Origin of the sequence: Klebsiella sp. K4 (assembly GCF_014596785.2) — a bacterium.
Taxonomy (GTDB): Bacteria; Pseudomonadota; Gammaproteobacteria; order Enterobacterales; family Enterobacteriaceae; genus Klebsiella; species Klebsiella pneumoniae.
The window spans coordinates 1,857,540-1,881,509 of the sequence record NZ_CP115021.1 but is presented as its reverse complement, the minus strand read 5'-3'; the positions used below and the strand labels follow the sequence as shown (position 1 = coordinate 1,881,509).

Sequence of the window (23,970 nt, the reverse complement as noted above, 5' to 3'; positions counted from 1 at the left end):
CAAAGTACGGCACAGACATACATTTATCTACAAGCTATATATGAAAGCCTTGAGTAATAAAACCCTATTATACGCCATAAAATAAAACCATCATTAAATTAATTCTTTTTTCATTCTCAATAAATATAGAAGGGCGCATTAAAAATGCGCCTTTTAATAAATCTTATTTTGACTTCGCTACCTCACCAATCACATCTAATGCTTTTCCATATAAGGTAGTAGGTTCCTTCCCTAATCCAATATGGTCATTAGATAATATCTTCATTAAAATCTCTGCGGATTCGACATTACCATCAGAAGCAATTAAAGCTGTTTTTTGTGAGTCATACAACTCTGCAAGCCTAGAATAATATCTTATAAAACTTACAGCAATCTGAAGTATATAGAGTAGAAAACCTACAATACCTGCAGATAATGCTATGGAGCTTATTAAATTACTATAAGTATCATCCGTTTTATTTATTGGTTTACCGTTATTCGCCGCAACCACTTTTGTGTAAAAATCAACCAACCTACTTGCATTATCCAGAGCCTCTTTCTTATTAGTGGTTTGTGTGATCTGCCTACCATTCCCGTCATTGTTAATTTTGTTTTTTTCAGATGGTATTGAACTTTCGTTCTCTACTCGCAAACGAACTACATCTTTTTCACTCTCATAAACCTGGCCTAATTCTTTGTTAATAAATCCTCTCAAACCACCATCTTCACTGACAACAAAACGATCTCTAAAAGCCATGAATGTATTAGCAAGGCTACTATCTGATTGATTAGTAGTTAATCTATAAGTGATGAACCCAGAAAGCATGGTTGCAATGAGGATAATCGAACCACCGATTAAAAATCTTGCTTTTCTGGCTTTATTAGCTCTATAAGTTAAATCATTAATTACTTTATCTAAAACGCCTTCAGTTATATAGTCCATTTATTACCCACCCGAATAAGTCTAAATAAACTTTATTCCTCCCCTTTATCCACACTTGGATTTCAGAAAGGATTTATGCAACACCAGAAGTACCAAGTTTAACCTTTTTCAAACTTTGACTACCTTCCAACGAGTTCTGTTCGCCAGAGCGATTAAATCCAAACAGTGTCTCTTACAAAGAATGCGATCAATGTAATAATTTACTCCAGACCATCCTTATCAACAACTGCCATTTTTTCATGATGATCAATCTTTCACTGGAAGTCCTTCACCTTTTCTTCATAAATTACAGTAGGTTGAAGGTTTAACATCTAGGAATTACCTCTCAAGAGTTCTTAGCCAGAAAAGCAGGTCACTAAGAAGCCAACCTGCACCTGCTTTACCAATTTTGCGTCGCTGCGGGTATGCTTCATTCTGCTCCATCTCCCACGCTGACGATCTACAAAGCGAAGTAATCTCACGACGCTCTTTCTCACGAACAATACGGTCGTATGGAACACCGTACTCGTTTAGTAACTGCCGGCGTTCCTCTGGGGTTGGTTCAATAAATTTTTTCATCAGCAGAAAATCCTATAAAAAAACCCGCCTGAAGAAGCGGGTGTGATTTGAAAAGTGTCGGTTTACTGTGCCCTGGTCTTTATCCATTCTTGCACTTCAGAGAGTCGCCAAGCACAAATTTTAGGGCCCAGCACAAGATGCTTTGGAAACTGTCCCTTTTTCTCCATAAAAGCACGAGTAGATTTTGGTAGACCAGTCATCCAAAAACATTCCTGTTCTCGGATAACACGTTCCAGATCTGGTATCAGTTCAAGTTCTGCTTTACTCATGAATTTATACATTGGAACTTTCCTCCTTAGCATCTGAACGGATCAACGAATTCAGGTAGTCTACCCATCTCGTCAGTGCATCAAGTTTTGCGGCCAGATATTGGCTACGATTGTAAATTCCCATAACCCCCGGTAGCGTATGTCCCAAGAGCTGTTCGACAACGTGGGGATCAACCCCCATGTCATTTAGATTGGTTGCAAGAACTCTACGAAGGTCATGCAGGCACCATGATTTTTCATGCCTAAACTTACGCCAAAAACGGCTACCAACCGTGCTCATAACTGTCTGTTTTGAAAATTCACCATTAAGTAGGCGCTCGGTACCCTCCTCCTCTGCAATTGCACGAAGGTTTACAAGCCATTGACGGATTTGCGGGGGGATTGGGCGAATAATTTCGCGCCCATTCTTACTGTGTTCTTTGGGCACTGTCCAAATCCACTCTTTAAAGTCCCATTCATTCCAGAGCGACTCCCGCAATTCACGTCCACGGCAACCGAATACGATCATTATGACAAGTGTCACCCTGTTAACTGGTGATAATTTGGTATTGTTTTCCTCAGTATTCGCCCAATACCAAACGTCCCGCACTTCATCAGCTGTGAGTACACGATCCCTTTTTTGCGCCCTTTCCCCCATATCCATAACGGTAAAATCATCCAGTTCGCTGGAGATAGCATAACGGCGTACCCGGCAAAACTTGAGCGCCTGTTTTACGTCTCGGAATGTATGACCAGCAGCTACCGGAGCTGTTTTTCTCACTTCATCAAAACACTTTACCCACATTGCTGCATTACACAGGGTTAGAGGTACATCCCCCAGGCGACCATAAATGTATCGGGCAAACCGTTGTTCACAGACCTCCCAAGTTCTGCGCTTAGGCTTGGCGTAATACTCTAACCAATAATCAAGCGCATCTTTTACGGTAACTGGCCTTTCCGACACATCAGTGATTAAGCCGATCCGGTGACGTGGGTCGATCCCTTCAGCAAGCCAAGCCCTACATTCATCACGTTTATCTCGTGCCATTTTCAATGACATATCAGGATACTTGCCCAGCGTCAGCCATATTGGGGAAGTATCCCTACCGCCCAAGCGGTAGAACATCACAAAGCTCACAGCCCCATTCTTGCTAACTCTCGCCGACATTCCGCGACCGTCTGAAATCAACCGCTGCTTAGTCTGCGATTTACCCTGTAGCGCTTTTAGTTGCCTATCACTAAGTTTATTTTCTGCAGCCATCTTCTCACTCTCTGCTCACACAAAAGCAATACACACTGCAATACACAGTGGCCCGTAACGGAGAAAACGGATGCGATCATGCTCGAACATCAAAATCAAAAAAAACCATAACTCTCATTAAGTTAACGAACAATCACGAACACTACCGTTCCTCTGAAACCTCTATGTTGTATGCTCGTGATATTCATCAATGATGGCGCATGATGGCGAATCACCATCCCCCGGGTCACCGATCACAGGCGCAAAAACCGAACCGTCAGGGCGCGTCATTTTTTTTGCCCAGGGTTTTATCGAGAATTTTTGCCGCAATGCCGGCAGCTTTTTCACCATTTGCAGCGCCGGAGAAAATACCTTCCATGCCTGTTTTTCAGTCGTGGCGCCGCAATAGACTTCTGCACCATGCTCGCCATCTGCACAAAACATATAATTTCCTACAGCAGCGGCAATAGCGGATTTCCCGTTCTTCCTGGGCACCTCGATATAGATTTCAGAGAAACGACGCAGGCCTGTCTTCTTGTGTACCCATCCAAACGGTACGCCAAGAGCGAACTTCTGCCAGGCTTCAAATTCAATCCGGAGTTTACGCCGGGCCCATTCCCCTGAGGTATGAGGCATTTTCTGGGCAAAACGAAGAAATCGTTCTGCTTTGTTTTTATCGAAGCGGTAGGGCCAGTGGGGATCCTTTGCTCGTTCGAGGTCGTCCAGATGTCGCTGACAGGCAAGTACCGTTAACTGACACGCCAGAATCTTCCCGCCAACGATATCCCGCGCATACTGGTTCGCCGCATTGACGTTCGGATAGGTAGCCATCAGTCAAACTCATCGAATTCATTCCCGTCATCGTCCGGATCCTTTTGTCCGCTGGTCATGCGAAGACGACTGAGCGGATCTAACCCCAACAGAGAGCCGAGGCGGGCAAGCTGGGAAACCGAGTCATTCCGGACATTAACTGCAGGGTGTTTTTTCAGGCCCCCCATTTCACTTTCTGAGGTCAGTCCGCTGGCCAGCATTTTTTCGGCTTCGAGCATCAGATGAAAAGCATTGCAGTAAGCCAGCAACAAAGGTGCATCCTCCAGCTCAAACACCCCTCGGTCGATGAGTATTTTGCTTTGCGTCTTCCACATTCTTATTGCCGCCTCCCCCATTAACTCAGCGGGGGGCGCAATACGTGTTAATTTGCTTTTTTGCCCGGTGGGTAAAGTAGGTTTTCGGCCACCACCGGACGATCGAATTCCTCCGGCCATAAACGTTCCTTTGATAGATGAAACCTTCCGGAAAAAAATTTCTTATTTCTGGCGTGTAAAAATAGACTTCAACGGGCAGTCCCGAAGCGCGAAAGGGGTCAGGGATTTGATCCCCCCTCCCCCCTGCCAGCAGCTGCCTCAGTCGAGGTGGATATCGTCATTCCGGCTTCGCCGGCGGCGAATACGGTTCACATTGCGTGGTCCGGAAAATCCCAGGCTCTTTGTGAGCACCTTATGTAATGCCTGCTGTCAGGACCCTGTCGCTGTAGCGGAGCCTCCATCGGCCTGCAGTACGCTTTCTGGTAGCCGTTCAGCCAATGGCTGGTTCTCGAACACCTTCATCCCAAACTGGCCGATCCAGGTGCTGACTGAGTTGATGTTCCCTGCGATGAAGTCGGTCACTTCGGCGATCAATCCTTTAACGACGACATCTGTATTCTGACGCCAGTAATTCTCAATCGCGACCAGCAACGGATCGGAACCATTACTGACAGATTGTTCGCCTACGCTATACGTTTTTTTCTTCGCGCTATCGGTAATACAGCGCAACTGGCTGGTCTGGACGGAGCCAGCCTCTGCAGCGATAACCTGCATCGTCAAAGTAGCCACTTTGTTTCCCTCTGCATCAGCGCTGGATGCATAGAACATTGAGAGTGTCAGATCCGTGCGCTGATACATCATTGCTTACCTCCACGACGATGACGTGAGCGGCGACCAACGGGAGCCTTCGTCTGTTGTTCCGTTACCAGCTCACCCTCTAAAGGCTCCTGATCCAGTGCACTTGATGAGGCAGGGGCCGGAGCAATATCATGTGCAATCGTCAGTTTAAGCAGGGGGCGGCCGCCCTGAACATGCTCAAAATGGATGCCATGTACGGCTTCATTCATCCGTGACTGACCATCCGTCTCCAGAACGGTCAAAGCGCCATCAACGTATTCAATTTTGAAATTCTTCATCGGGTCCTCTCTGTTGCTGTTTTCTTGCTGTGGCAGCTCCAGCACAATGACTCGAGATTAAAGTCATCATCGGTACCGCCATGAGCTTTGGGAATGATGTGGTCGACGCTTGTGGCTTTCGTGGCAATACCGTCTCGTCTACAGTTCTGACAAAGGTATTTATCTCTTTTCATGATACGGGCCCGTTTAATTTCCCACGGACGACCGTAACCACGGTCTTGTCGAGTTTTTCCTGGCTGATAGTTACGCCAGCCATCGCCGGCGTGTTGCTGCCGGTGGATCTCACAGTATCCACCGACATCATTCGTCACTGCCGCGCATCCTCTGTGACGGCAAGGTCGTTTAGCTCGTGGTGGCATACACATCCTTGAGCATGAATTGAGGGAGATTTAAAGGTGTACTGTCGATGGGGAACTCTGAAACTGGCAACGATGCGCATGACAAACCGTCATACTCAATCGCCATCAGCCTCCCGCCTATGGATTCAATATCTAAGCTCTTCATCGTTTTACCTTTGCGAATAAAAAAGCCCCGCAGATGCGAGGCCATACGGTTTTTACCCCCACAAAGGGATAAAAGCCATCTTATCCTTTTGTGGGGATAAACGTTCTTACTGATTCGTAAATCCGCTCACAGGGCATTCCTGTTTCCCCTGATTGGTTTTGTCACATATTCTCGTCCAGGATGTCCTCAAGCCATGAAACCGGCTAAAAAAAAGGCCGCATAGATATGCGACCTTTGGTTAGTACCAGTTAGAAAACTAAAATCTCTCAGGAGCCACCCAAGAGAGGCTTTTCTGCTTTTTAACTGACCACTGCCGTTTCGGTGTTGGCTGGCAGTGATAACGTGATGATAGCTTCATTTAAGTTATCGATAGCATTTAAATATCGAAAGAGCTCATTGAACCAATCATTTTCAACTTGCCGGAACATTCAACCAGAGCAACAGGCTTCTATGCTGGTCTTTTGAGAGCAATTATCAGTTCGCCCTAACGAGGCTGGTAACTAACATATTATTCGATGGTTCCTTAGACAGTGACCCATAAATCTAATTGTTTAATGTACCATTGGATGGGCACACAAATAACCACACCATCCCCAAAGTTAACAGATTTGATAACACACCCTTGTGGCGGAAAAAATTCCGCACCAGTCTGGGGCCGGATCGAGCGCTCAATGCCGTAACGATAACCGCATGGTAGTTGTGGTAGTAAGTTTACTGTCATGAGTGGCTACTTAGTTAAGAGTGGTTTGAGATCCTATAGTGCATGACACCCCCTGAATTAGATACAAACATTTCGATGCTGAAAGCTTGAATGTCTTGTTTTCAGATTTTTTGTTCACTTAAGGCCACTTATTTCATGTGCTATGCCTGTTACTTACTCACCGCCCGATAGTACGCCTGCCAGCGATACTTATCCAAACGGAGCTGGCGCAGGCATTGAGCGGTTTCTACATCAGACTGTAAATCTTCATCGCTGTCATTCCCTGCGTCATTTGCTTTGCACGGCGGACTCATCAAATCCGGGGATGGAGTTGGCAGCATCGATGGCGCGCTGACGCAACTGCACAGCAGCATCATCAAACCTACACACAGTACGATTCGGAGACTGAACATATTTCACCACGTCGCGGGTTATTGTTTTGTAGATGACCTTACCCGCTTCGTTAGCAGTAGCGGCCTTTTCCTCTACAGGCTTAATGGCATTCTCGGCCTTCTCTCTCTTCTTCGCAGCCTGAGCATTAATGTGATCAGCGTGGGAACTCCATCCCATACGCCATGAAATGGCACAGGACATTAGCAGGATTGCTATTGCGATGATAACGGCGGTTAAGCGACTCATCTTTGCTCCCATAAACACACTTCACGCTCAATTTCCCTCCGGGTAATAAGTCCTTTCCACTGCTTACCTTTGGCATAGGTCCAGCGGCGCAGCTGATCACACGCACCTTTCTGGTCACCCTGGTTGATTTTGCGAAGCAGAGTAGAGGTCTGGAAGTTCCCGGCTCCGACGTTATAGGCGAATGAGTACAGAGCCCCACGCATTGTTTCTGGGATCGGTTTTTTGATGTAAGGGTTGATCTGCCAGGCGACGGTATTCAGGTCTTTATTTAGTAGCGCCCGACACTCTGCCTCGGTATAGGTTTTGCCGAGCATGATGTCTTTACCTGTGTGGCCGTAACAAACCGTCCAGACACCTACCACATCCTGATAAGGGTCGTATCGCACTCCCTCAAGCCCATCATTACCCATAGTGCCAGTGATGAGTGCAGAGGCAATCGCCAGGGCCCCGCCGCCGACTGCCACAAGAACACTTTTACGTAGTGTCGGAGACATTATTCACCTCGCACAGCTTTTCGCCGGTCTTCTTTAATTTTGAAATACAGATTCGTCAGGTATGTCAGCAAGCCAAATACCAGACTTCCCAGAACACCGATCGCGGCCCACTGAGATGGGGATACTTTGTCGAGCAATTGCAACATCCAGAACCCCGCGTTACCTGCGGACGTTCCGTAGGCAATACCTGTTGTTAGCTTGTCCATTCGATACATACTCCACCTCCGGGTTAACGGGGTGCTTTGTGCGTGTAGGGGTCAGGCTCATCGGGCTGATTTAACAACGAGCCGTATCGATGATGATTCCCGTGAGCCTGAAACGAAAAAGGCCCGCGAATGCGCAGCCTCAAATGATTTGTTCCTCAGCTTGCCGGGGAGACTTATTCATGGCGAAAAAAAGCCCGCTCAGAGGGGCGGGCAGAAGGTAGGCAATACTGATTCTTCAACGGAACGAGGCGCACCTAATAGTCCGAGCTACCGATTTACCAGGAGATCTCTCGTTTTCCGTTACTACCTTTTAAACATAGCTGGAGAAGCCGAAACGGCAACTCTGCTACAAAATAGCTTAGTAGCATTGCATGGTGCCGGGTGCCTCCCGGTGAGCATGTCCCAGTCGACATGGCCCGCGCTGCATTTACAGATCACTGTAAGTGACTGGTCGCCCCACCGCATAGGGGGATTCACCATGTCGATAATCTAATTTGTAAACTTTGTGTTAGTCAATATGTAACACGCTGTCAAAGGCACCAGAAGATGCTTACTTACGATGTGTCGTGCAGCACATCTCAACCCAAGAGCCCTGACCGGAGTGCAGAAATGACAAAGCCCCGGCGATTAACAAGGCTTGGGAATTATGTGTATCGCTTTACGACAATGTGACAGGGGCACAGATGCAATGCATCTCGCTAATACCCTGCCATATCGCCGGAAAGTAAAAACCCCGCCGGAGCAGGGTTTCAATGATTAGGCTGTGTGTCGAAGTGACCACTCCTAACAGATTACGATAGTTTTTGCGTACGCGTTAGTGTTTTCATACCGCCGTTGGGCTAGACTACTCAGCATTAACTTATTGTTTCATTTAGGGCGCGCACACATGCAAGTTAAAAGCTTAGGTTTTTCAATAACAAATGAGAATGAACATATCAATTCTGCGGATGTCATGAACGCATTTATTGAGGCATCGTCTCGTGAATATGTTCGGGTTGATTATACTCGAAGAATACTCATGTCAGATATGAATGATTATTATTATGGGTTAGTCGTCACCTTCAAAAACCAAAAGAAAAATTGCAGATCTCAGTTCATCGACGGGAAATTTCGGATCAAAGTTGAAGACCTTCAGGGGGACGAAAAACTAGCGAATTTCAATCTATTTGTCCTTAACAAGGATAATCTCCGTGGTCTGTATATGTCCCACCATGGTTCCTGTAGTATTAACACCCTTTTCAGCCATCTCCAAACCATCAGCAATGAATTTATCAGGAAACAGAACGCTAATGAAATTGCAGGATTAGGTGACAAACCTAAGCAAAAAGAAATCACCGCTGTAAACAAAAAATACAAGAAGCGTTTTTCATTTAGCATCATGACTACTAAGGAGGACATCAAAACAATCCTTGGACAGTTCCGAGAAATTAAAAAGACATCCTTTAAATTTGATTACATCGATTTTAAAGGTGGTCCAATGACAGCATTAGAACCATTTGCTAACTCAACAACAATAGACATGAGTGTTAATCCAGAGGATAAAACAAAAGTTCAAGCACTTTCAGAAACACTGGATAAAATTTATCATGCAATGCAAGGTGGGATTTCTAAAGCCAGAGTTACAGCCGTTGACCATGCTGGGTTAGAAAAAATTATTGATTTTATGGACTGTCCCACCTTCTTTGAATCTTATGATTTTGATGAAATTGCAGAAAAAATCAATGGCTTGACAAATGACAATTATACATCTAACCCGGTCTTTGATATAATCAAGAATGAAATGTTGAACGGGACTAATAAAAATGCCTTTGTATGAATGGCTTATAAACAAAAGGTTAAGGTGCCAGTACATTACCCTGCTCGGCCTGTCAGCCCTAGTTTTGCTGGGGCTGTACCTTCTCTACAGAAACACCCCTGACGTAAGCGTCAAATTCTTTGATTTTTATCATAAAAATCTTCGTGGCTATCTTTTCTCTGGCTTCATATCAGTAGGCTCTTTTTTATTAAGCCTGCATACTTTCGTGATTATAAATTTACGAGATAAAGTTTTCGCTACTGCTGAATATAAAGAAATATACAGCAAAGCAACACAGACACCTTTAGAAAAAGTAGCGGATGAGGATCTTTATAAACCATTAGATAATCTTTCATCATTTATTAATACTTCGATTTTATTTTCTCTAACCACCGCTATCGCCCAGTTCACCATCGGACTTTCAACGAATCTTTATGCTTGTTTGTTTTGCGTATGGATTGCGATTCTTACCGTCTTCCTATTGTTGCACTGTCTAATCATTATTAGACAAAACATCAAAATCCTTCTCAAGCAAAATAAAAAATAAGGGGAGTAATCCTCCCCCATCATCACAGCATAGAGAGAACACCATCAATGAAACCAAGAGCCGTCTGAAGATCCTTTCTTATAGTGCCATCAGAACACTTTCTCTTCTTTGAAATAGTACGTAACGAGATACCTATAACAAAGTGAGCTATAACCAGCTCATATTCTTCCGGCTTATATTTCCTTAGGCGTGCCACACAACCATCAATTAAGATTCCCTCATCATCATCACATTGCAGGCGCGACTTTTTACCTCGTGGCAACAGACCTTTAAACCCGGCTGCAATAGGTTGCCAGTCAACGCCACTACTATCAGCTGCGGCCCATGCGCCCCACCGGTCTAAAACTTCATACATATCACGCATTAACTCATCTCCACTGAATTAAGCCAGCACGCCAATTGCCAGCGAACGATCCAGAAATCGAAACAGTAGCTCCAGCTGTGAGCCGTGCTTCTCCTCAAATGCCACGGTGTCAGCGTGCAACTCGTCGTGATGCGCTCTGCAAAGCGGCAGCACAAACAGGTCATGCGCTTTTGTTCCCATTCCACCTTGTCCGTGGCCTATCAGGTGATGGGGATCATCTGCTTGTTTGTTACAGCAGACACACGTCTGAGACTTAACCCAGCGCGTCCAGCTCTCGTTTACCCAGCGGCGGCGCTTTGGCCGCAGCATGAATGATTCCGGCGTTTCAGGATCTACGCGAAGACCGAGAATCTTTTTCTGCACCACTTCTCTCGCCGCTGGCTCCGGCACAATATCGCTCTCCTTCATCACCGGTTGATGCTTTATTTCCGGCAATCTCAAGGCTTTCCGGGCCAGCGATTCAGGGATGACGTGCGCCAGATTGTTTATAACCAGCCACCAGCACAACTCTGGGATCGTCAGTTGATGGTCTTCGTTGAACCCCAGCTGTGAGCGAATAACCGTTATCAGCCAGGATACCAGGTTCTGACGAGCAATGCCTGCCAGCGTCTCTGTGTACTGGTCACGCACCAGGTTATCGCAGGCCCAGCAAAGCCGGATGCTGCCAGGCTCATGACGGAACAATGTAAAATTTTCGCTGTGCCACGAACCGTGCGGGTACTGGCATTCAAACCGACGCTCCAGCTCGGCCTCCAGTGCGCTGATACCACCCGCGCGCAGAATGACGTCTTTGTTTTCGAAGACTGGTTTCAAAACCGGGTCTTCTTCCAGTGGCTGTTTAGCAGGAGGGATAGCGCCGGTTGCATAGTCACTGTATTTTTCCGGTGCCGGCTCAATCAATACCCGCCCTCTCCTGAACATCGGCATCAGATCGGCGCCAGGGCGAAGCAGAACAATGCCCATGCGTGGGGCAATTTCAGGAGTCAGTAATGCTCTCATGTCATTTTCTCCACGACAGGTAACTCACAGGATAGCCACGACATCTTTTGCGACTTCCCGCGTACTGCTTTTGCAGGAAATCGAACGGCGCGCTTTGATGAATTGCAGGTTAAAACCATGCTCACGGTACAGGTCGAGAACCTTCGGTGCAGATGAGTTAGAAATCACTACCCGAGCCCCACGGTGAAAGGCTGATACGCATTGCTTCGCCAGGTCTACTTGGTTCTCCCAGCTAAAACCACCAGCGGCGTAGGCGGTGAATCCGGTTGTTCCCGGCATCGGTTCGTAAGGCGGATCGCAGTAAACCACATCCCCTTTCCCGGCCAGGCTGATAGTTCGGCGATAGTCAGCAGTCATGAAGACGCAGTTATGCGCCATAGCCGCGAAGGCTTTCATCTCATCCATCGGGTAATACGGGGCCTTGTAGCCTCCCCAGCCCACATTGAACTTATTCGCCTGGTTGTAGCGCATCAGGCCATTGAAACAATGCCGGTTGAGATACAGGAATGCAGCTGCGCGTTCAGTAGCATCCAGCGTCTGAGCGTTGAACTCGGAACGGATCAGCTCATAGCCATCTGGTGACCGCATGTGCTCAAACATCCAGCGGGCCTTTAATTCCACTTCATCCGGCACCACCGCTAACATCTGATACAGATTAATCAGGTCAGGGTTAACGTCCGCCAGCAGGTAATCTGCGTGCTTATCGCTGTTCAGGAACACCGCCCCACCACCAACGAATGGCTCTATCAGGCGTTTCCCTGCCGGGATATGCACGAACAGGTCAGCCAGCTGGGTATACTTTCCACCAGCCCATTTCAGAAATGGCTTGCTCATGAACGGAACCCCGCTGGCACTGAATAATCCACGTCGGAATAACTGGACTTGAACGCCGTGTCTTGTTTAACCCACTTTCCGCCAGTCCAGGCTGGGCGCCCGGCTGCTTCCCATTTTTTGGCCTTGTCGAAATACTCGACGCAGTTCTCGGGAGCAAACAGCGTTTTGGGCCGCAGGTAGTCGCTCATCTTCGGATCCTGAGCCCATTTTTCGTTCAGGTAGTCAACCACCAGCATCAGGTCTTCAGGGCTGTAATCTTCGGCCAGCCGTCCCCGAATATAACCCAGCGTCGTTTTGGTTCGTCCCCCCTTGCCATAGGTCGAATTAGTTACTCGATTAAAATGATCCAGAACGAGTGCAGCCGGATCGGTCTGGTCTGGTTGCAGCGCAACCGGACAAGAGTCTTTACCTGTAATCTCTGTAGTACTCTCTGTTGTATTCTCTGTAAGATCATCGTGCCAATTTGACCTGATGACAGCGGTTCGTTTTGACCTGGTGGAGCGTTTCACATTGACCTCTTCCATCGTGTCATTTTGAACTGATGGAACGGCGCATTTTGACTTCTTCGATTTGGTCACTTTGACCTCATCTAAAAGCTCGCTCTCGTAGTTGATCGTGTAGTAGTTCGTCATGTCACGCTGCGACTTGTTAAGCTGCTCAACTTTAAGCACGCCCAGGCTCTTCAGCCGGGTGAAGGTGCGCTTCAGAGTGGACTCAGACCAGAACGGGAATTGTTCCAGCCATTGCTCTGTTGTGTTGTAGATCCAGCGTACGCCGTCACGCTCCAGCCCTGAGTTAGTTTCCTGCAGCCAGTAGTTAACCTGCTGCAGCGCAATGGCTTCATTCAGGCCAATGCTGTATGCAAGGTCAGGATTAATGACTATCGGCCTTGATGGCATTAACAGGCTCATAAGACCCCTCTATTTCCCTGAATTTTCGTTTGAACTGTTCAAGTGGGCTGAAACACTCGTGCTGATACCCTTCGCGCAGGTATATAACGCGCTGTGTTTTGGAGTCCCAGCGTATGACCCTGACCGGGACGCCGTAGTGATCTCTGAACCATCGGTTAAGTTCTCGCATACGCTTTCCGCCTGACTTCTAAAGTCATCTACCGCCCATTGAGCAAACTGGTAGCAGACAGGTTCTATCCCACCGGGTACTCTTACCCCATACACGAACTGCACCGGCCCTGCTCCACCAGGAACCGGCCGCGCCACAAGTTGCGACCTGCGGTACTGTGTTGGTAGACTGTTCATGCGTTAGTAATCTCCACTGATAACGACACGCCACGACGCCAGGAGCTGCAACTCGCTGGCGTCACTTCTTTTTGCGTGAAAATAACGTGATAATTGCGGCAATCTCTTCTTCGCGAGCTGCCAGATGGCGGCGGTGATGCACCATGATTTCTTCTGCCTCATGCCTTTCGATTACCCCATCTTCAAGTGCTTGTTCGATAATCTGGTCAACCTGACCTCTGGCTGCCGAGGTACGCATTGCTCGACTAAACAGGTCCACGCGATCGAGTTCTTCCAGGTGCGGCACATCCACCAGCAGAGCACCACGACGGCGGGCGAAGTAGTCTGCCAGTAGCGACGTGTTGGAAATGTCTTCCATCGCTTCCAGCTCCGATACTTCAAAAAATCGACAGCCGTTTTTCTCGTAGAGGTTGTTGTTGAACTGCGTCACGGTCATACCCAAGGCGCCAGCCATTGCTTCGCGGCCACCCGGATATGATTTGCACATAGCCTTCACAACTTCTTTCATATTTGTCATTTAAATCAGATCCCCATTTTTACTGATGCCTTTCTTTTGGCGTGCTTAAGAACTGTTCCGGGTTCATACCTACCCCTAGGCAATTCGATTTGTAGTTTCTACTTGCTGACTGAACCGTTAGACTTTTTGTAATGTTCAGGATGAAAAATCAGTTTGCCTCCTGTGCGGTACGCTGCCTCCGCCGCCCTCCCCTTGGGGATTAAGCGACCGGGCCTATTCCTCCACTGATAAACTGCTTCGCTGGTTATGCCAAAGAACTCGGCTACCTTTTCAGCGTTACCAAAGTACTTTTCAACATCATCGGTGGTCATAATGGCTCCCATTACTAAGTTTAGTTAGATATTAATTATCAATCCATCTTAGGTCAATAAAAACTAAGATTGCTTAGCTTAATTGACTACGGGTGCACTTATGGAAACTGTCGGGCAACGAATAAAATCACTCAGACGCATCACTAAAACCTCTCAAAAGGAACTAGGTAAATTTTGTGGGGTTAGTGATGTTGCGGTGGGGTATTGGGAAAAAGATGTAAACGTCCCTGGCGGTGAATCATTATCAAAACTTGCAAAATTCTTCAATACATCAATAGATTACATTCTTTACGGCACAGAGTTTGAAGGTAATCTAATAACGAAAATGCGGAGAGTACCTGTCATTTCATGGGTACAAGCTGGATTATTTACAGAGTCAAAAGCTGAAGATGTGCTGCAAGATGCGGAGAAGTGGGTTGAAACATCACTTCGTATCAGTGATAACTCATTCGCACTCGAAGTTAAGGGCGACTCAATGACTAATCCCAATGGTTTACCTACCATACCTGAAGGCGCGACAGTGATTGTTGATCCTGAAATCGAGCCACTGCATGGTAAAATTGTTGTTGCCCGTATTGATGGAACAAACGAAGCCACAGTAAAAAAATTAGTTATAGACGGCTCACAAAAATTTCTTGTCCCTCTAAATCCCCGTTACCCTAACCTTGTCATTAATGGCAACTGCACCATTATCGGTGTAGTCAAAGGCGTTCAGTACGAACTCTAACCAGAAATAGTCGTCCATCAACACCAGGCTAAGAAAAGCTTGGTGTTTTTTCTTGACCATAAAACTAAGTTAAGTTAGATTTCGTTCATCAACAGCGAACAGGTAGAACGCTCGCTAAACAGAATCATGCAGCATGGGAATACCAAGATGATTAGCTGGCTGGGTCTTAAGCGGGTAACTGAAGAGGAGTGAGAAAAAATGAAGATCGAGTTAGTCGTGGACGGATGCCCCACCGCTGAATGCAACAGTGAGGTGGAGTTTCTGGCTTTTCAAGCAGCTGTTTTTAATGCGCTCTCTGGTATGCAGTTACGACATGAGACAGAGCGTAGGGAGCGCGCAAAATCGAAGATGGCGCGCCTAAATGAGACGGTTTTTAAAACGGCTCCCAAGGATCGCAATGAAGCGGATCGAGAAGCTTAATAACCTGATAAGTAATTGCCTCCTGATTCACTGTCCTTCCTGGGCTAGCAAGTTGATTACGTAGAATTTTTATTTGGTTTTGCAAGTCTTCGGAGACCGGGCCTTCATTAGCGCATATGGCTGCTGAAATAGTTTTAATTGCAGCCTCAATGGCGGAAATCCTTAACTCCATAATTTCGTTGTTCATGGATTTGCCTTATTGGTTGTGTGAGAACTCCCAATATACCACCACCGAGCCTGATGTGGATAAAAGACAGGCATACATCATGAAAGCGCATTCCATCTTCCATCGGTCGTGGGGATCGGTTTGTAACTGAAGGAGTGCGCTTCCAGTTGTGTGGAGAACTAACGTGCCGCCATTGCAGTGGCGGCTAACCCATCATCAAGAAATTTTAACAAGCTATTCACCCACTTTCATGGGTCGGATTGCTGCATCCTAAATTCACGCGTTGCAGCGCGTCAGATGGAGAACAAGAGATGGCTAAGACAGCAAATCAACTAATTAAAGAGGCATACGAAATTGCCAGAGATATGCCACCAGCTCAGGGAACGATTGTCAAAGAACTGGCGGCTATCCTCGATGTTTCGAACGTAGCTCTTCGCCAGGTTCGTATCGAACGAGACGCTCTTCTCATCGAAGTCAAATCATGGGCGAAGGAGTGTGATCGTATTACTGAGCGACATACCAAGAAGCGCACAAATCTGCATGTCCTCGAAGCAATGCGCGATTTGAAAGCAATTTGCCCCACCAGCTTTCGTAACGTGGAGGCACTCTGATGGCTAAAGACTCAAAGCTTGTATACGGCGCCAGTGGCAAAACGAACGTTTTGACGTTCGAACCTGAAAACCTGCACCTAGTTACCGACAAAACGCACCCGCTTTACGATGAGCGTATCCACCTGCCTATCAGCGAGGCAATGGTGCTGAACATCATGGACCAGGGCGTTCTTGAGCCGATTATCGTCTGGAAAGACCCGGAGACAGGTCTGTCTTGTGTAGTTGATGGTCGCCAGCGTGTGCGCCATACACTGGAAGCCAACAAGCGTCTGTCGAAAGAGGGCAAAGAACCGTTACTGGTTCCGGCAGTCGCTAAACGTGGCTCTGCCGTTCGCATGGCGCAGGCGATGGTAAGTGCTAACGAAATCCGCCAGGCTGATACGCCGCTGGGCCGAGCAAAGAAAATGGCTGATGCGCTGGACCGCGGGCACGACGAGGACGATTTATCGCTGATGTTTGGCGTGAGTGTTCAGACAGTACGTGCAACGCTGTCGCTGCTGGATGCCACCCAGGCTGTCCGCGATGCAGTGGAGTCTGGAACTGTCACCGTTACCCAGGCGCGTCAGCTTGTTGCGCTCCCACCTGAAGAGCAGCGTGCAAAAGTGTCAGCAATCGAGCTGGCGACAGCTGGTATAACCGGCCATGAAAAAGCCCGGCGTCAGCGTAAAATTCTCGGTGAGGAAAAGCCGCGTCTGAAAACCCGCAAAGAAATTACTAAAGCCCTGGAATCTGCCGAGGGTGAGTATGCAAGCGCACTCCGTTGGGTGCTTGGGGAGTCCGTATGACAATCATAAAAACCCATACCGGTACCGTGATCACCAAAGACGGTCCGAAGGTTAAAAAACTGCATCAGACAGAGCGGATGTGGGTCGTTGGCAAAAACGAGTTTTACCACAAAGCGACCGGATGCCGTCATTTTGCAGAAAATACGCGCCGCCGGCTGCCGGCTGCTGCTCGACACCATCAAGCCTATCGAGTGACGACTGGCCGGAGAAAAGAATTGTAGAAGTTAAGCCGGTTGCAGCCGGACTTGTGGAGATACACTATGAATCTTGATAACGAGATCATTTCAAACGCAGACCTCGAACGAATTACTGGATACAAGATCCCCTCAAAGCAATCACAGTGTTTACGTGATGCCGGGATTTTCTTTGTTGAAGGACGAGACGGAAGACCACGTACAACCTGGGCGCATTTCAATAATCCTTTAGCTCAGAGATTACGACAGAATAACGTCGATAATTTGCTGCAGCCCAATTTTGGAGCGCTTGATTAATGCCACGTCCGAGAAAAAATAAAGACGATGCCTGGATGCCACCGAGGGTTTACCTCGGGAGGTCAGCATATGAATATCATCCCAAAGGAGGCGGCAATATCCGCCTCTGTGACAAAACCAGTACACAGGCTCAGGTATGGAGTGCATGGGAAGCACTAATGAACGATCGCCCGGACTACTCCATGCTGGAAGGGCTTATTGAACGCTTCTTTAAATCTGGTGAATTTTTCGAACTGGCTCTGGAAACCCAGAAAGACTATAGAAAGTATTCAAAAAAAATTATTGATGTATTTGGGAAAATGCCGCCGGACGCTATCAAACCTGAACATATTCGGCGTTATATGGACAAGCGGGGAATAAAAAGCAGGACACAAGCTAATAGAGAAAAAGCTTTTATGTCACGCGTGTATCGCTGGGCTTATGAACGCGGATTCGTTAAAGGGAACCCAACAAAGGGTGTTCGCCAATATAAAGAGGTTAGCCGAGATCGCTATATTACAAATGAGGAATACCAAGCGCTGTACTCTGTAGCTCCAGACATTGTGAAAATCGCCATGGAACTCGCTTACCTCTGCTGTGCCAGACAGAACGATGTACTGGAGATGAAAAAAAGCCAATTTATGGAAGAAGGTATCCTGATAAAGCAAAGTAAAACGTCTGTTGCTCAGATAAAAGCATGGAGCCCTCGCTTGAACGCTGCACTTGAGTTGGCAAAAAAATTGCCTCTTAACTCTGGCATGAGCAGTCTGTATGTCATCCATCAACCAGCAGGTGGAAAATACACACGGGACGGCTTTAACAGTCGCTGGAGAAAGGCAAAAATTGAGGCGCAGGAGCAGTACCCTCACCTTTCCTTTGACTTCACGTTCCACGATCTAAAAGCAAAAGGGATATCCGATCTCAAGGGCAATCTGTACGAGAAACAGGCAATATCAGGGCACAAGAACGTTGAGCAAACTGCCCGGTATGACAGGAAAATCGCGGTAGTTCCGGTTGTAGATGGACAGGTGGAAAGGAAAAATATTATGAAGTGATATTATGAAATGGGTGGTTTTGCAACAAAAAAACCACCCGTAGGTGGTTTCACGACACTGCTTATTGCTTTGATTATTCTGCTTTTATCCCAATGGTACCCGGAGTGGGACTTGAACCCACACAGCGCGAACGCCGAGGGATTTTAAATCCCTTGTGTCTACCGATTCCACCATCCGGGCTCGGGATATAAAGTGGAGGCGCGTTCCGGAGTCGAACCGGACTAGACGGATTTGCAATCCGCTACATAACCGCTTTGCTAACGCGCCTTTAATACTGAAGCACCCGCAACTGCCGATGCTGTTAATTTGGAGCGGGAAACGAGACTCGAACTCGCGACCCCGACCTTGGCAAGGTCGTGCTCTACCAACTGAGCTATTCCCGCATCATCAAGTTATTTGCTAATCACTTGATTTTGTTATCGTCTGGAAGACTGTGCCGCCGTTCGATGCGTTGCATTCTACTTATCTCTCGCGGTGAGTCAACGGTATTTTTCGCAACTTTGTATCGTTTGCTGAAAATAACGGCGAAACGATCACTGATCAAGCAAATCGCCGCGCGCCGCGTTCAAATACTGCAGCATCGACCACAGCGTCAGCACCGCCGCCACGAGGAAAAGCGCGATCCCGGCCCACTCCACCCACGGATAAGGACGCCACAGCATCCATACCAGGGCGGTCATCTGGGCGGTCGTTTTCACTTTGCCAATCCATGAGACCGCCACGCTGCTGCGTTTCCCCAGCTCCGCCATCCACTCACGCAGCGCGGAGATAATGATCTCACGGGCAATCATGGTCGCCGCCGGTAGCGTGACCCACCAGGTGTGATAGTGTTCGGCAACCAGCACCATGGCGATAGCCACCATGACTTTATCGGCAACCGGGTCGAGGAAGGCGCCAAAACGGGTGCTCTGATTCCAGCGACGAGCGAGGAAACCATCAAACCAGTCGGTTACCGCGGCAACAAAGAAGATCAGCGCGCAGGCAAACGGCGCCCAGCTAAAGGGCAGATAAAACGCCAGCACAAAAAACGGGATCAGGATGACGCGAAACAGAGTAAGCAACGTAGGGATATTAAATTGCATAGTGACGGGTAACTATCTGTTGTAAGTAAAAATTAGCCCTATGTTGCTACAGAGCCCCTAATGTTTCAACGAGTAGAAGATCTTTTCTGCCAGAGCGTGAGAGATGCCCGGTACTTTAGCAATTTCTTCGACGCTGGCCTGCTGTAGCCCCTGCAGCCCACCCATATACTTCAGCAGCATCTGACGACGCTTCGGCCCTACCCCCTCGATAGTCTCAAGCGAGCTGGTGCTCTTCACTTTCGCCCGTTTTTTGCGATGCCCGGAGATCGCATGATCGTGCGATTCATCGCGAATATGCTGGATCACATGCAGGGCCGGCGAATCCGGCGGCAGGCTAAACCCTTCCCCTTCCGGCTCAAAGAATAACGTTTCCAGACCCGCTTTTCGATCGCTACCTTTCGCCACGCCCAGCAGCAGCGGATGATGTTTATCCCAGGGGACGTCCAGTTCAGCAAACACGGCTTTCGCCTGGGCCAGCTGTCCCTTGCCGCCGTCTATCAGGATCACATCCGGGATCTTGTTGTCATCAATCGCTTTACCATAGCGACGGCGCAGGACCTGATTCATCGCCGCATAGTCATCGCCAGGGGTAATGCCGGTGATGTTGTAGCGCCGATACTCCGCGCGCAGTGGGCCATTGCTGTCAAACACCACACAGGATGCTACGGTCTGTTCGCCCATGGTGTGGCTGATGTCAAAACACTCCATTCGCTTGACGGCCGGCAGCTCCAGTACGCTGGCCAGCGCCTGCAAACGCTGATGAATGGTCGATTGCTGAGACAATTTGGTCGTTAACGCTGTCGCGGCGTTGGTCCGCGCCAGCTTAAGATAACGCGCTCTGTCGCCGCGCGGCTTAGTCTGCACATTGATTCGACGACCCGCCAGCTCCGACAGCGAGTCGGCCAGCAGCGTCTTATCCCCAAGGTTAAAGTCGAGCAAAATCTCCCCCGGCAGCGTGCGCATTTGGCTGCCCTGCAGGTAGAACTGGCCGACAAAGGTCTCCACGACCTCTCCCAGCTCGGTGCCGCCCGGCACTTTCGGGAAGTAGCTTCGGCTGCCCAGCACTTTGCCCTGACGGATAAACAGCACATGCACGCAGGCCATGCCGGCATCGAAGGCGACGCCGATCACGTCGAGGTCGTCACCGGTGTTGGAGACAAACTGTTTCTCCGTCACGCGGCGGACGGCCTGAATCTGGTCGCGGATGCGCGCGGCCTCTTCGAACTCCAGGTTCTGGCTCGCCTTCTCCATCCGCGCGATGAGCTGGGTCAGCACCTGGTCATCCTTGCCGGCGAGAAACAGCCGCACATACTCTACCTGCTGAGCATACTCTTCTTCGCTGACCAGCCCGGCCACGCACGGCCCCAGGCAGCGACCAATCTGATACTGCAGACAGGGGCGGGAGCGATTGCGGTAGACGCTGTTTTCACACTGACGGATGGGAAAGATTTTCTGCAGCAGCGCCAGGGTCTCGCGCACGGCATAGCCGTTGGGAAAAGGACCAAAATATTCGCCCTTCGCATGTTTGGCGCCGCGATGCATCGCCAGACGCGGATGAGTATCGCCGCTGAGAAAAATAAAAGGATACGATTTATCGTCGCGTAACAGCACGTTGTAACGTGGCTGGTACAGCTTAATATAGTTGTGCTCAAGCAGCAGCGCTTCCGTCTCGGTGTGGGTGACGGTCACGTCGATTTGCGCGATCAGCGCTACCAGCGCTTCCGTTTTACGCGACGCAAGGTTGCTGCGGAAGTAGCTACTGAGCCGCTTTTTCAGATCTTTGGCTTTGCCAACATAGATGACGGTTCCGCCAGCATCATACATCCGATACACACCGGGCTGGCTGGTCACCGTTTTCAGGAAAGCTTTTGCGTCAAAAACATCACTCACTGGCTTGCTAACGACTCCGCATTACACAGGCCATGGCGAATTGCCAGGTGGGTCAGCTCGACATCGCCATGAATGTTTAATTTACTGAACATCCGATAGCGGTAGCTGTTAACCGTTTTAGGACTCAGATTTAGCTGCTCTGAGATCTCATTCACCTTCTGACCTTTGGTGATCATCAGCATAATCTGCAATTCGCGTTCAGACAAACTGGCAAACGGCGATTCTGTCTTTTCGGGTTCAATCTGACTTAACGCCATTTGCTGGGCAATATCGGAGGCAATATAGCGCTGCCCGGACGCGACGCAGCGGATGGCATTCACCACTTCCTGCGGCGCGGCGCCTTTACTGAGATAGCCTGCCGCGCCCGCCTGCATGACCTTGGCAGGTAAAGGATTCTCGGTATGCACGGTCAACATGATCACTTTGGTGCCCGCCACGGAGCGCGCGATTTTGCGCGTCGCTTCAAGACCACCGATCCCAGGCATGTTCATGTCCATCAGGACGACATCTGCGGAATTAGCCCGGCACCACTTGACGGCGTCCTCGCCGCAGCAGGCTTCGCCAGCGACTTTAATCCCTTTTATATCTTCCAGAATGCGTCGTATCCCTGCGCGCACCAGTTCGTGGTCATCAACAAGAAGAACGTTGATCAAAGGAATAATCTCCAGAATGAGGGATAACGCTACTGATACTTTATCTCCCACATATTACCGGGTTTTATTGCTATTTTAAAAGGCAAAAAAATGCCCTCGCCTCGATTTGGCTCTCATTTATGGCAATGTCTGTGCACACTAAGTGGAAAGTCATTGAGAACAGTCAGTTGCCCGGCTCTTATTTTTTAACAATACTCATACAGAAGGCACAAAAAACACAACAGATTACGTAGCGCATAAATACGAAGCAAAATATGTAACAATTATTAACGAGCTAAATAGATGGGGGAAATTATTGGCTTGCCGACGGCTATTACGTATTATCCGAAGCATCAAAACATTCACAGCTCAGATGAGAGAACAGAAATTAAGCACACCTTTTTTTTCTGTCGCTTGTGGTATACTGCGCGGCCTTCACATTGAGTAGAGCGCAATAGCGCAGCGAGTAAACGAGGATATCGATGAGCACACCAGATTTTTCCACTGCAGAAAATAAGCAGGAACTGGCGCAGGAAGTCTCCTGCCTGAAAGCGATGATTACGCTGATGCTGCAGGCGATGGGCCAGGCGGATGCGGGGCGCGTGATTATTAAAATGGAAAAGCAGATTTCACAGATGGAAGATGAGGCTCAGGCCGCCGTATTCTCCAGCACCGTTAAGCAGATTAAACAAGCCTATCGGCAGTAATCCTGTGCCGGCTGAAAGTATCACTGACAGCCGGTATCACGTCTGACACGCAGAACGGCAGGCGCATTCAGATTAGCCCAGTCGCCACGGCGTAGCAGGCAATTTGCGTTTTATTCGGCGCATTAAATTTCCGCTGCATATTCTTCTGATGGAAATTCACCGTATTTTCCGAAATCGAGAGAATCATCGCCACCTCCGCCGAAGTCTTTCCTTCCGCCGTCCATTTGAGGATTTCCAGTTCGCGGCGGCTGAACTTCATCTCCGGCGGCATCACCATCTCATCTTCCAGACGCAGCAGCGTCAGCAAGCTTAGTTCAGTCAGCGTTCGCAGACGCAGCTCAAGCTCATCTTCAGGGTAACCGCCCGGCAGACGATTGTTCGCTGAGACAGAGAGAAATCCCTGAGCATGGTTTGGCAACGTCAGGCACTGCGTCACGCCCTTTTGCAGACCATGGTCACGCGCCCCGTCCCACAGTGCCGGCGCATCACGAAACAGGCTGTCGTTCCATGGCAGATGGCCACGCATAAAATTCTCCGGCCGTAACACAGGATCTATCGCGAAATAATTTTCTGCCTGATAGTGCGACATCCATGCGCGGGGGTAAGTCGACTGGAACGTAACGCGGGGGCGGGTGAAAGGCACCGGGTGGCGCACACAAAGCGTGTAGTAATCATATTCCAGCGCTTCGGTTTCACGTTGCAGGAGATTATAAACCTCCTCGCCGGTGGCCATGGACTGAAATTGGTGCAGCATATCCCGCCGCCAGCTGAAAAAATCATTGTCCCTCATAGCTGTGCAAATAACTCCTGATTGATAATCATTATTATAAATACAGAAAACTAACACATAAATCTTATTTATATGTATAAAATATCGTAGCTGTCGCATTTATTAGTCTGAAGGCTTGCCATTTTCCCGCTCGCCGCACAGAAACATAGCGTTTTTCTCCCATCATGTTCTACACCCTGCCAAGGGCGATGGGAAGCGGTGTATACGGCCGTGGGAGTCAATAGCGCAAAGACGTGTCGCGGGGGCGTTACCCCGCCGCGAGAGTGGGCTAAACGCGGCG

At 48.5% G+C, this 23,970-nt stretch carries 32 protein-coding genes, 3 tRNA genes and 2 pseudogenes; 9 read left to right on the top strand and 28 right to left on the bottom strand.

Annotated elements, in window-relative coordinates:
- Positions 1–163: 163 nt before the first annotated feature.
- From IB144_RS09295 to IB144_RS09235, 13 genes and pseudogenes are all read right to left on the bottom strand, one after another.
- Positions 164–922, bottom strand: a complete 759-nt coding sequence (locus IB144_RS09295) for a hypothetical protein (protein ID WP_016160660.1) — start codon at positions 920–922, stop codon at positions 164–166.
- A gap of 318 nt (positions 923–1,240) precedes the next feature.
- Positions 1,241–1,480, bottom strand: coding sequence for an AlpA family phage regulatory protein (locus tag IB144_RS09290; RefSeq protein ID WP_016160659.1), 240 nt, complete (start codon positions 1,478–1,480; stop codon positions 1,241–1,243).
- 62 nt (positions 1,481–1,542) lie between these two features.
- Positions 1,543–1,761, bottom strand: a complete 219-nt coding sequence (locus IB144_RS09285) for an AlpA family phage regulatory protein (RefSeq protein WP_016160658.1) — start codon at positions 1,759–1,761, stop codon at positions 1,543–1,545.
- Positions 1,754–2,989: a site-specific integrase gene (locus IB144_RS09280; protein WP_073620061.1), complete on the bottom strand. Its 1,236-nt coding sequence runs from the start codon at positions 2,987–2,989 to the stop codon at positions 1,754–1,756. The genes IB144_RS09285 and IB144_RS09280 overlap by 8 nt, the downstream gene beginning before the upstream one ends.
- Positions 2,990–3,154: 165 nt before the next feature.
- Positions 3,155–3,799 (bottom strand): annotated as a pseudogene (locus IB144_RS09275) (terminase large subunit); the annotation flags it as partial.
- Positions 3,799–4,233, bottom strand: coding sequence for a phage terminase small subunit P27 family (locus IB144_RS09270; protein ID WP_012542168.1), 435 nt, complete (start codon positions 4,231–4,233; stop codon positions 3,799–3,801). The pseudogene IB144_RS09275 and the gene IB144_RS09270, both read right to left, overlap by 1 nt.
- 249 nt (positions 4,234–4,482) lie before the next feature.
- Complete coding sequence (locus tag IB144_RS09265) at positions 4,483–4,914, bottom strand: hypothetical protein (RefSeq protein WP_017880263.1); 432 nt, start codon at positions 4,912–4,914, stop codon at positions 4,483–4,485.
- The gene (locus tag IB144_RS09260) at positions 4,911–5,234 is read right to left on the bottom strand and encodes a hypothetical protein (RefSeq protein WP_023159881.1); all 324 of its coding nucleotides are present in this window, start codon (positions 5,232–5,234) and stop codon (positions 4,911–4,913) included. The genes IB144_RS09265 and IB144_RS09260 overlap by 4 nt, the downstream gene beginning before the upstream one ends.
- Entirely contained in the window at positions 5,186–5,548 is a 363-nt protein-coding gene (locus IB144_RS09255) for an HNH endonuclease (protein WP_017880264.1), read from the bottom strand. Before IB144_RS09255 ends, IB144_RS09260 begins: the two co-directional genes overlap by 49 nt.
- Positions 5,532–5,738 carry a hypothetical protein gene (locus IB144_RS09250; protein WP_148719039.1) on the bottom strand — a complete coding sequence of 69 codons (207 nt, stop codon included), beginning with the start codon at positions 5,736–5,738 and terminating at the stop codon, positions 5,532–5,534. Before IB144_RS09250 ends, IB144_RS09255 begins: the two co-directional genes overlap by 17 nt.
- A 943-nt stretch (positions 5,739–6,681) precedes the next feature.
- Entirely contained in the window at positions 6,682–7,032 is a 351-nt protein-coding gene (locus IB144_RS09245) for a hypothetical protein (RefSeq protein ID WP_016160650.1), read from the bottom strand.
- Complete coding sequence (locus IB144_RS09240; RefSeq protein WP_065203293.1) at positions 7,029–7,526, bottom strand: lysozyme; 498 nt, start codon at positions 7,524–7,526, stop codon at positions 7,029–7,031. Before IB144_RS09240 ends, IB144_RS09245 begins: the two co-directional genes overlap by 4 nt.
- The gene (locus IB144_RS09235; protein WP_017880269.1) at positions 7,526–7,741 is read right to left on the bottom strand and encodes a class II holin family protein; all 216 of its coding nucleotides are present in this window, start codon (positions 7,739–7,741) and stop codon (positions 7,526–7,528) included. Before IB144_RS09235 ends, IB144_RS09240 begins: the two co-directional genes overlap by 1 nt.
- Positions 7,742–8,618: 877 nt before the next feature.
- Between IB144_RS09235 and IB144_RS09230 the strand changes: the two genes are divergently transcribed.
- Both IB144_RS09230 and IB144_RS09225 read left to right on the top strand, forming a co-directional pair.
- A complete protein-coding gene (locus tag IB144_RS09230; protein ID WP_040196265.1) occupies positions 8,619–9,548 on the top strand; it encodes a hypothetical protein in 930 nt (309 codons plus the stop codon).
- The gene (locus IB144_RS09225; protein WP_040196267.1) at positions 9,535–10,074 is read left to right on the top strand and encodes a hypothetical protein; all 540 of its coding nucleotides are present in this window, start codon (positions 9,535–9,537) and stop codon (positions 10,072–10,074) included. The genes IB144_RS09230 and IB144_RS09225 overlap by 14 nt, the downstream gene beginning before the upstream one ends.
- A 22-nt stretch (positions 10,075–10,096) precedes the next feature.
- Here the strand turns inward: IB144_RS09225 and IB144_RS09220 are convergent, their stop codons facing one another.
- The 7 genes from IB144_RS09220 to IB144_RS09190 form a co-directional block, all read right to left on the bottom strand.
- Complete coding sequence (locus IB144_RS09220) at positions 10,097–10,438, bottom strand: antiterminator Q family protein (protein ID WP_040196270.1); 342 nt, start codon at positions 10,436–10,438, stop codon at positions 10,097–10,099.
- Positions 10,439–10,456: 18 nt separating this feature from the next.
- Positions 10,457–11,437 (bottom strand): DUF968 domain-containing protein, encoded by a 981-nt coding sequence (locus IB144_RS09215; protein ID WP_064081156.1) that lies wholly within the window; start codon positions 11,435–11,437, stop codon positions 10,457–10,459.
- Positions 11,438–11,461: 24 nt separating this feature from the next.
- A complete protein-coding gene (locus IB144_RS09210; protein ID WP_064081157.1) occupies positions 11,462–12,271 on the bottom strand; it encodes a Dam family site-specific DNA-(adenine-N6)-methyltransferase in 810 nt (269 codons plus the stop codon).
- Positions 12,268–13,182, bottom strand: a complete 915-nt coding sequence (locus IB144_RS09205; RefSeq protein ID WP_040188691.1) for a conserved phage C-terminal domain-containing protein — start codon at positions 13,180–13,182, stop codon at positions 12,268–12,270. The genes IB144_RS09210 and IB144_RS09205 overlap by 4 nt, the downstream gene beginning before the upstream one ends.
- The gene (locus IB144_RS09200; RefSeq protein ID WP_096735697.1) at positions 13,145–13,351 is read right to left on the bottom strand and encodes a DUF4222 domain-containing protein; all 207 of its coding nucleotides are present in this window, start codon (positions 13,349–13,351) and stop codon (positions 13,145–13,147) included. The genes IB144_RS09205 and IB144_RS09200 overlap by 38 nt, the downstream gene beginning before the upstream one ends.
- A gap of 237 nt (positions 13,352–13,588) precedes the next feature.
- A complete protein-coding gene (locus IB144_RS09195) occupies positions 13,589–14,044 on the bottom strand; it encodes a YmfL family putative regulatory protein (RefSeq protein WP_110220861.1) in 456 nt (151 codons plus the stop codon).
- 98 nt (positions 14,045–14,142) lie between these two features.
- Complete coding sequence (locus tag IB144_RS09190) at positions 14,143–14,355, bottom strand: Cro/CI family transcriptional regulator (protein WP_031280397.1); 213 nt, start codon at positions 14,353–14,355, stop codon at positions 14,143–14,145.
- Between the two features lie 100 nt (positions 14,356–14,455).
- Between IB144_RS09190 and IB144_RS09185 the strand changes: the two genes are divergently transcribed.
- Positions 14,456–15,082 (top strand): LexA family transcriptional regulator, encoded by a 627-nt coding sequence (locus IB144_RS09185; RefSeq protein ID WP_031280398.1) that lies wholly within the window; start codon positions 14,456–14,458, stop codon positions 15,080–15,082.
- Positions 15,083–15,455: 373 nt separating this feature from the next.
- On the opposite strand, the gene IB144_RS09180 is transcribed toward IB144_RS09185, so the two are convergent.
- Positions 15,456–15,689 (bottom strand): hypothetical protein, encoded by a 234-nt coding sequence (locus IB144_RS09180; protein WP_156663904.1) that lies wholly within the window; start codon positions 15,687–15,689, stop codon positions 15,456–15,458.
- 290 nt (positions 15,690–15,979) lie between these two features.
- Here IB144_RS09180 and IB144_RS09175 point away from each other — a divergent pair, with 290 nt between their 5' ends.
- The 5 genes and pseudogenes from IB144_RS09175 to IB144_RS09155 all read left to right on the top strand — a co-directional run bounded on the left by IB144_RS09175 (position 15,980) and on the right by IB144_RS09155 (position 18,589).
- Positions 15,980–16,279 (top strand): hypothetical protein, encoded by a 300-nt coding sequence (locus IB144_RS09175; RefSeq protein ID WP_017880281.1) that lies wholly within the window; start codon positions 15,980–15,982, stop codon positions 16,277–16,279.
- Complete coding sequence (locus IB144_RS09170) at positions 16,279–17,064, top strand: hypothetical protein (protein ID WP_017880282.1); 786 nt, start codon at positions 16,279–16,281, stop codon at positions 17,062–17,064. Before IB144_RS09175 ends, IB144_RS09170 begins: the two co-directional genes overlap by 1 nt.
- A pseudogene (locus IB144_RS09165) lies at positions 17,061–17,259 on the top strand (hypothetical protein). Before IB144_RS09170 ends, IB144_RS09165 begins: the two are co-directional and overlap by 4 nt.
- A 65-nt stretch (positions 17,260–17,324) precedes the next feature.
- Complete coding sequence (locus IB144_RS09160; RefSeq protein ID WP_071925326.1) at positions 17,325–17,555, top strand: DUF4224 domain-containing protein; 231 nt, start codon at positions 17,325–17,327, stop codon at positions 17,553–17,555.
- Positions 17,555–18,589, top strand: coding sequence for a tyrosine-type recombinase/integrase (locus IB144_RS09155; RefSeq protein WP_031280399.1), 1,035 nt, complete (start codon positions 17,555–17,557; stop codon positions 18,587–18,589). Before IB144_RS09160 ends, IB144_RS09155 begins: the two co-directional genes overlap by 1 nt.
- Positions 18,590–18,682: 93 nt before the next feature.
- Here IB144_RS09155 and IB144_RS09150 read toward each other — a convergent pair.
- The 6 genes from IB144_RS09150 to uvrY form a co-directional block, all read right to left on the bottom strand.
- Positions 18,683–18,769, bottom strand: a tRNA-Leu gene (locus IB144_RS09150).
- Between the two features lie 13 nt (positions 18,770–18,782).
- Positions 18,783–18,856: transfer RNA gene (locus IB144_RS09145), tRNA-Cys, on the bottom strand.
- Positions 18,857–18,896: 40 nt separating this feature from the next.
- Positions 18,897–18,972, bottom strand: a tRNA-Gly gene (locus tag IB144_RS09140).
- A 150-nt stretch (positions 18,973–19,122) separates the two neighbouring features.
- Positions 19,123–19,671 carry a CDP-diacylglycerol--glycerol-3-phosphate 3-phosphatidyltransferase gene (gene pgsA / locus IB144_RS09135; protein WP_004141115.1) on the bottom strand — a complete coding sequence of 183 codons (549 nt, stop codon included), beginning with the start codon at positions 19,669–19,671 and terminating at the stop codon, positions 19,123–19,125.
- 57 nt (positions 19,672–19,728) lie between these two features.
- Positions 19,729–21,561, bottom strand: a complete 1,833-nt coding sequence (gene uvrC, locus IB144_RS09130; RefSeq protein ID WP_002911538.1) for an excinuclease ABC subunit UvrC — start codon at positions 21,559–21,561, stop codon at positions 19,729–19,731.
- On the bottom strand, positions 21,558–22,214 hold the full coding sequence (gene uvrY / locus IB144_RS09125) for a UvrY/SirA/GacA family response regulator transcription factor (RefSeq protein ID WP_002911539.1): 657 nt from the start codon (positions 22,212–22,214) through the stop codon (positions 21,558–21,560). The genes uvrC and uvrY overlap by 4 nt, the downstream gene beginning before the upstream one ends.
- Positions 22,215–22,675: 461 nt before the next feature.
- On the opposite strand from uvrY, the gene IB144_RS09120 reads away from it, so the two are divergent.
- On the top strand, positions 22,676–22,900 hold the full coding sequence (locus IB144_RS09120; protein WP_002911541.1) for a DUF2594 family protein: 225 nt from the start codon (positions 22,676–22,678) through the stop codon (positions 22,898–22,900).
- A 67-nt stretch (positions 22,901–22,967) separates the two neighbouring features.
- On the opposite strand, the gene sdiA is transcribed toward IB144_RS09120, so the two are convergent.
- On the bottom strand, positions 22,968–23,690 hold the full coding sequence (gene sdiA / locus IB144_RS09115; protein ID WP_002911542.1) for a transcriptional regulator SdiA: 723 nt from the start codon (positions 23,688–23,690) through the stop codon (positions 22,968–22,970).
- Positions 23,691–23,970: the final 280 nt, after the last annotated feature.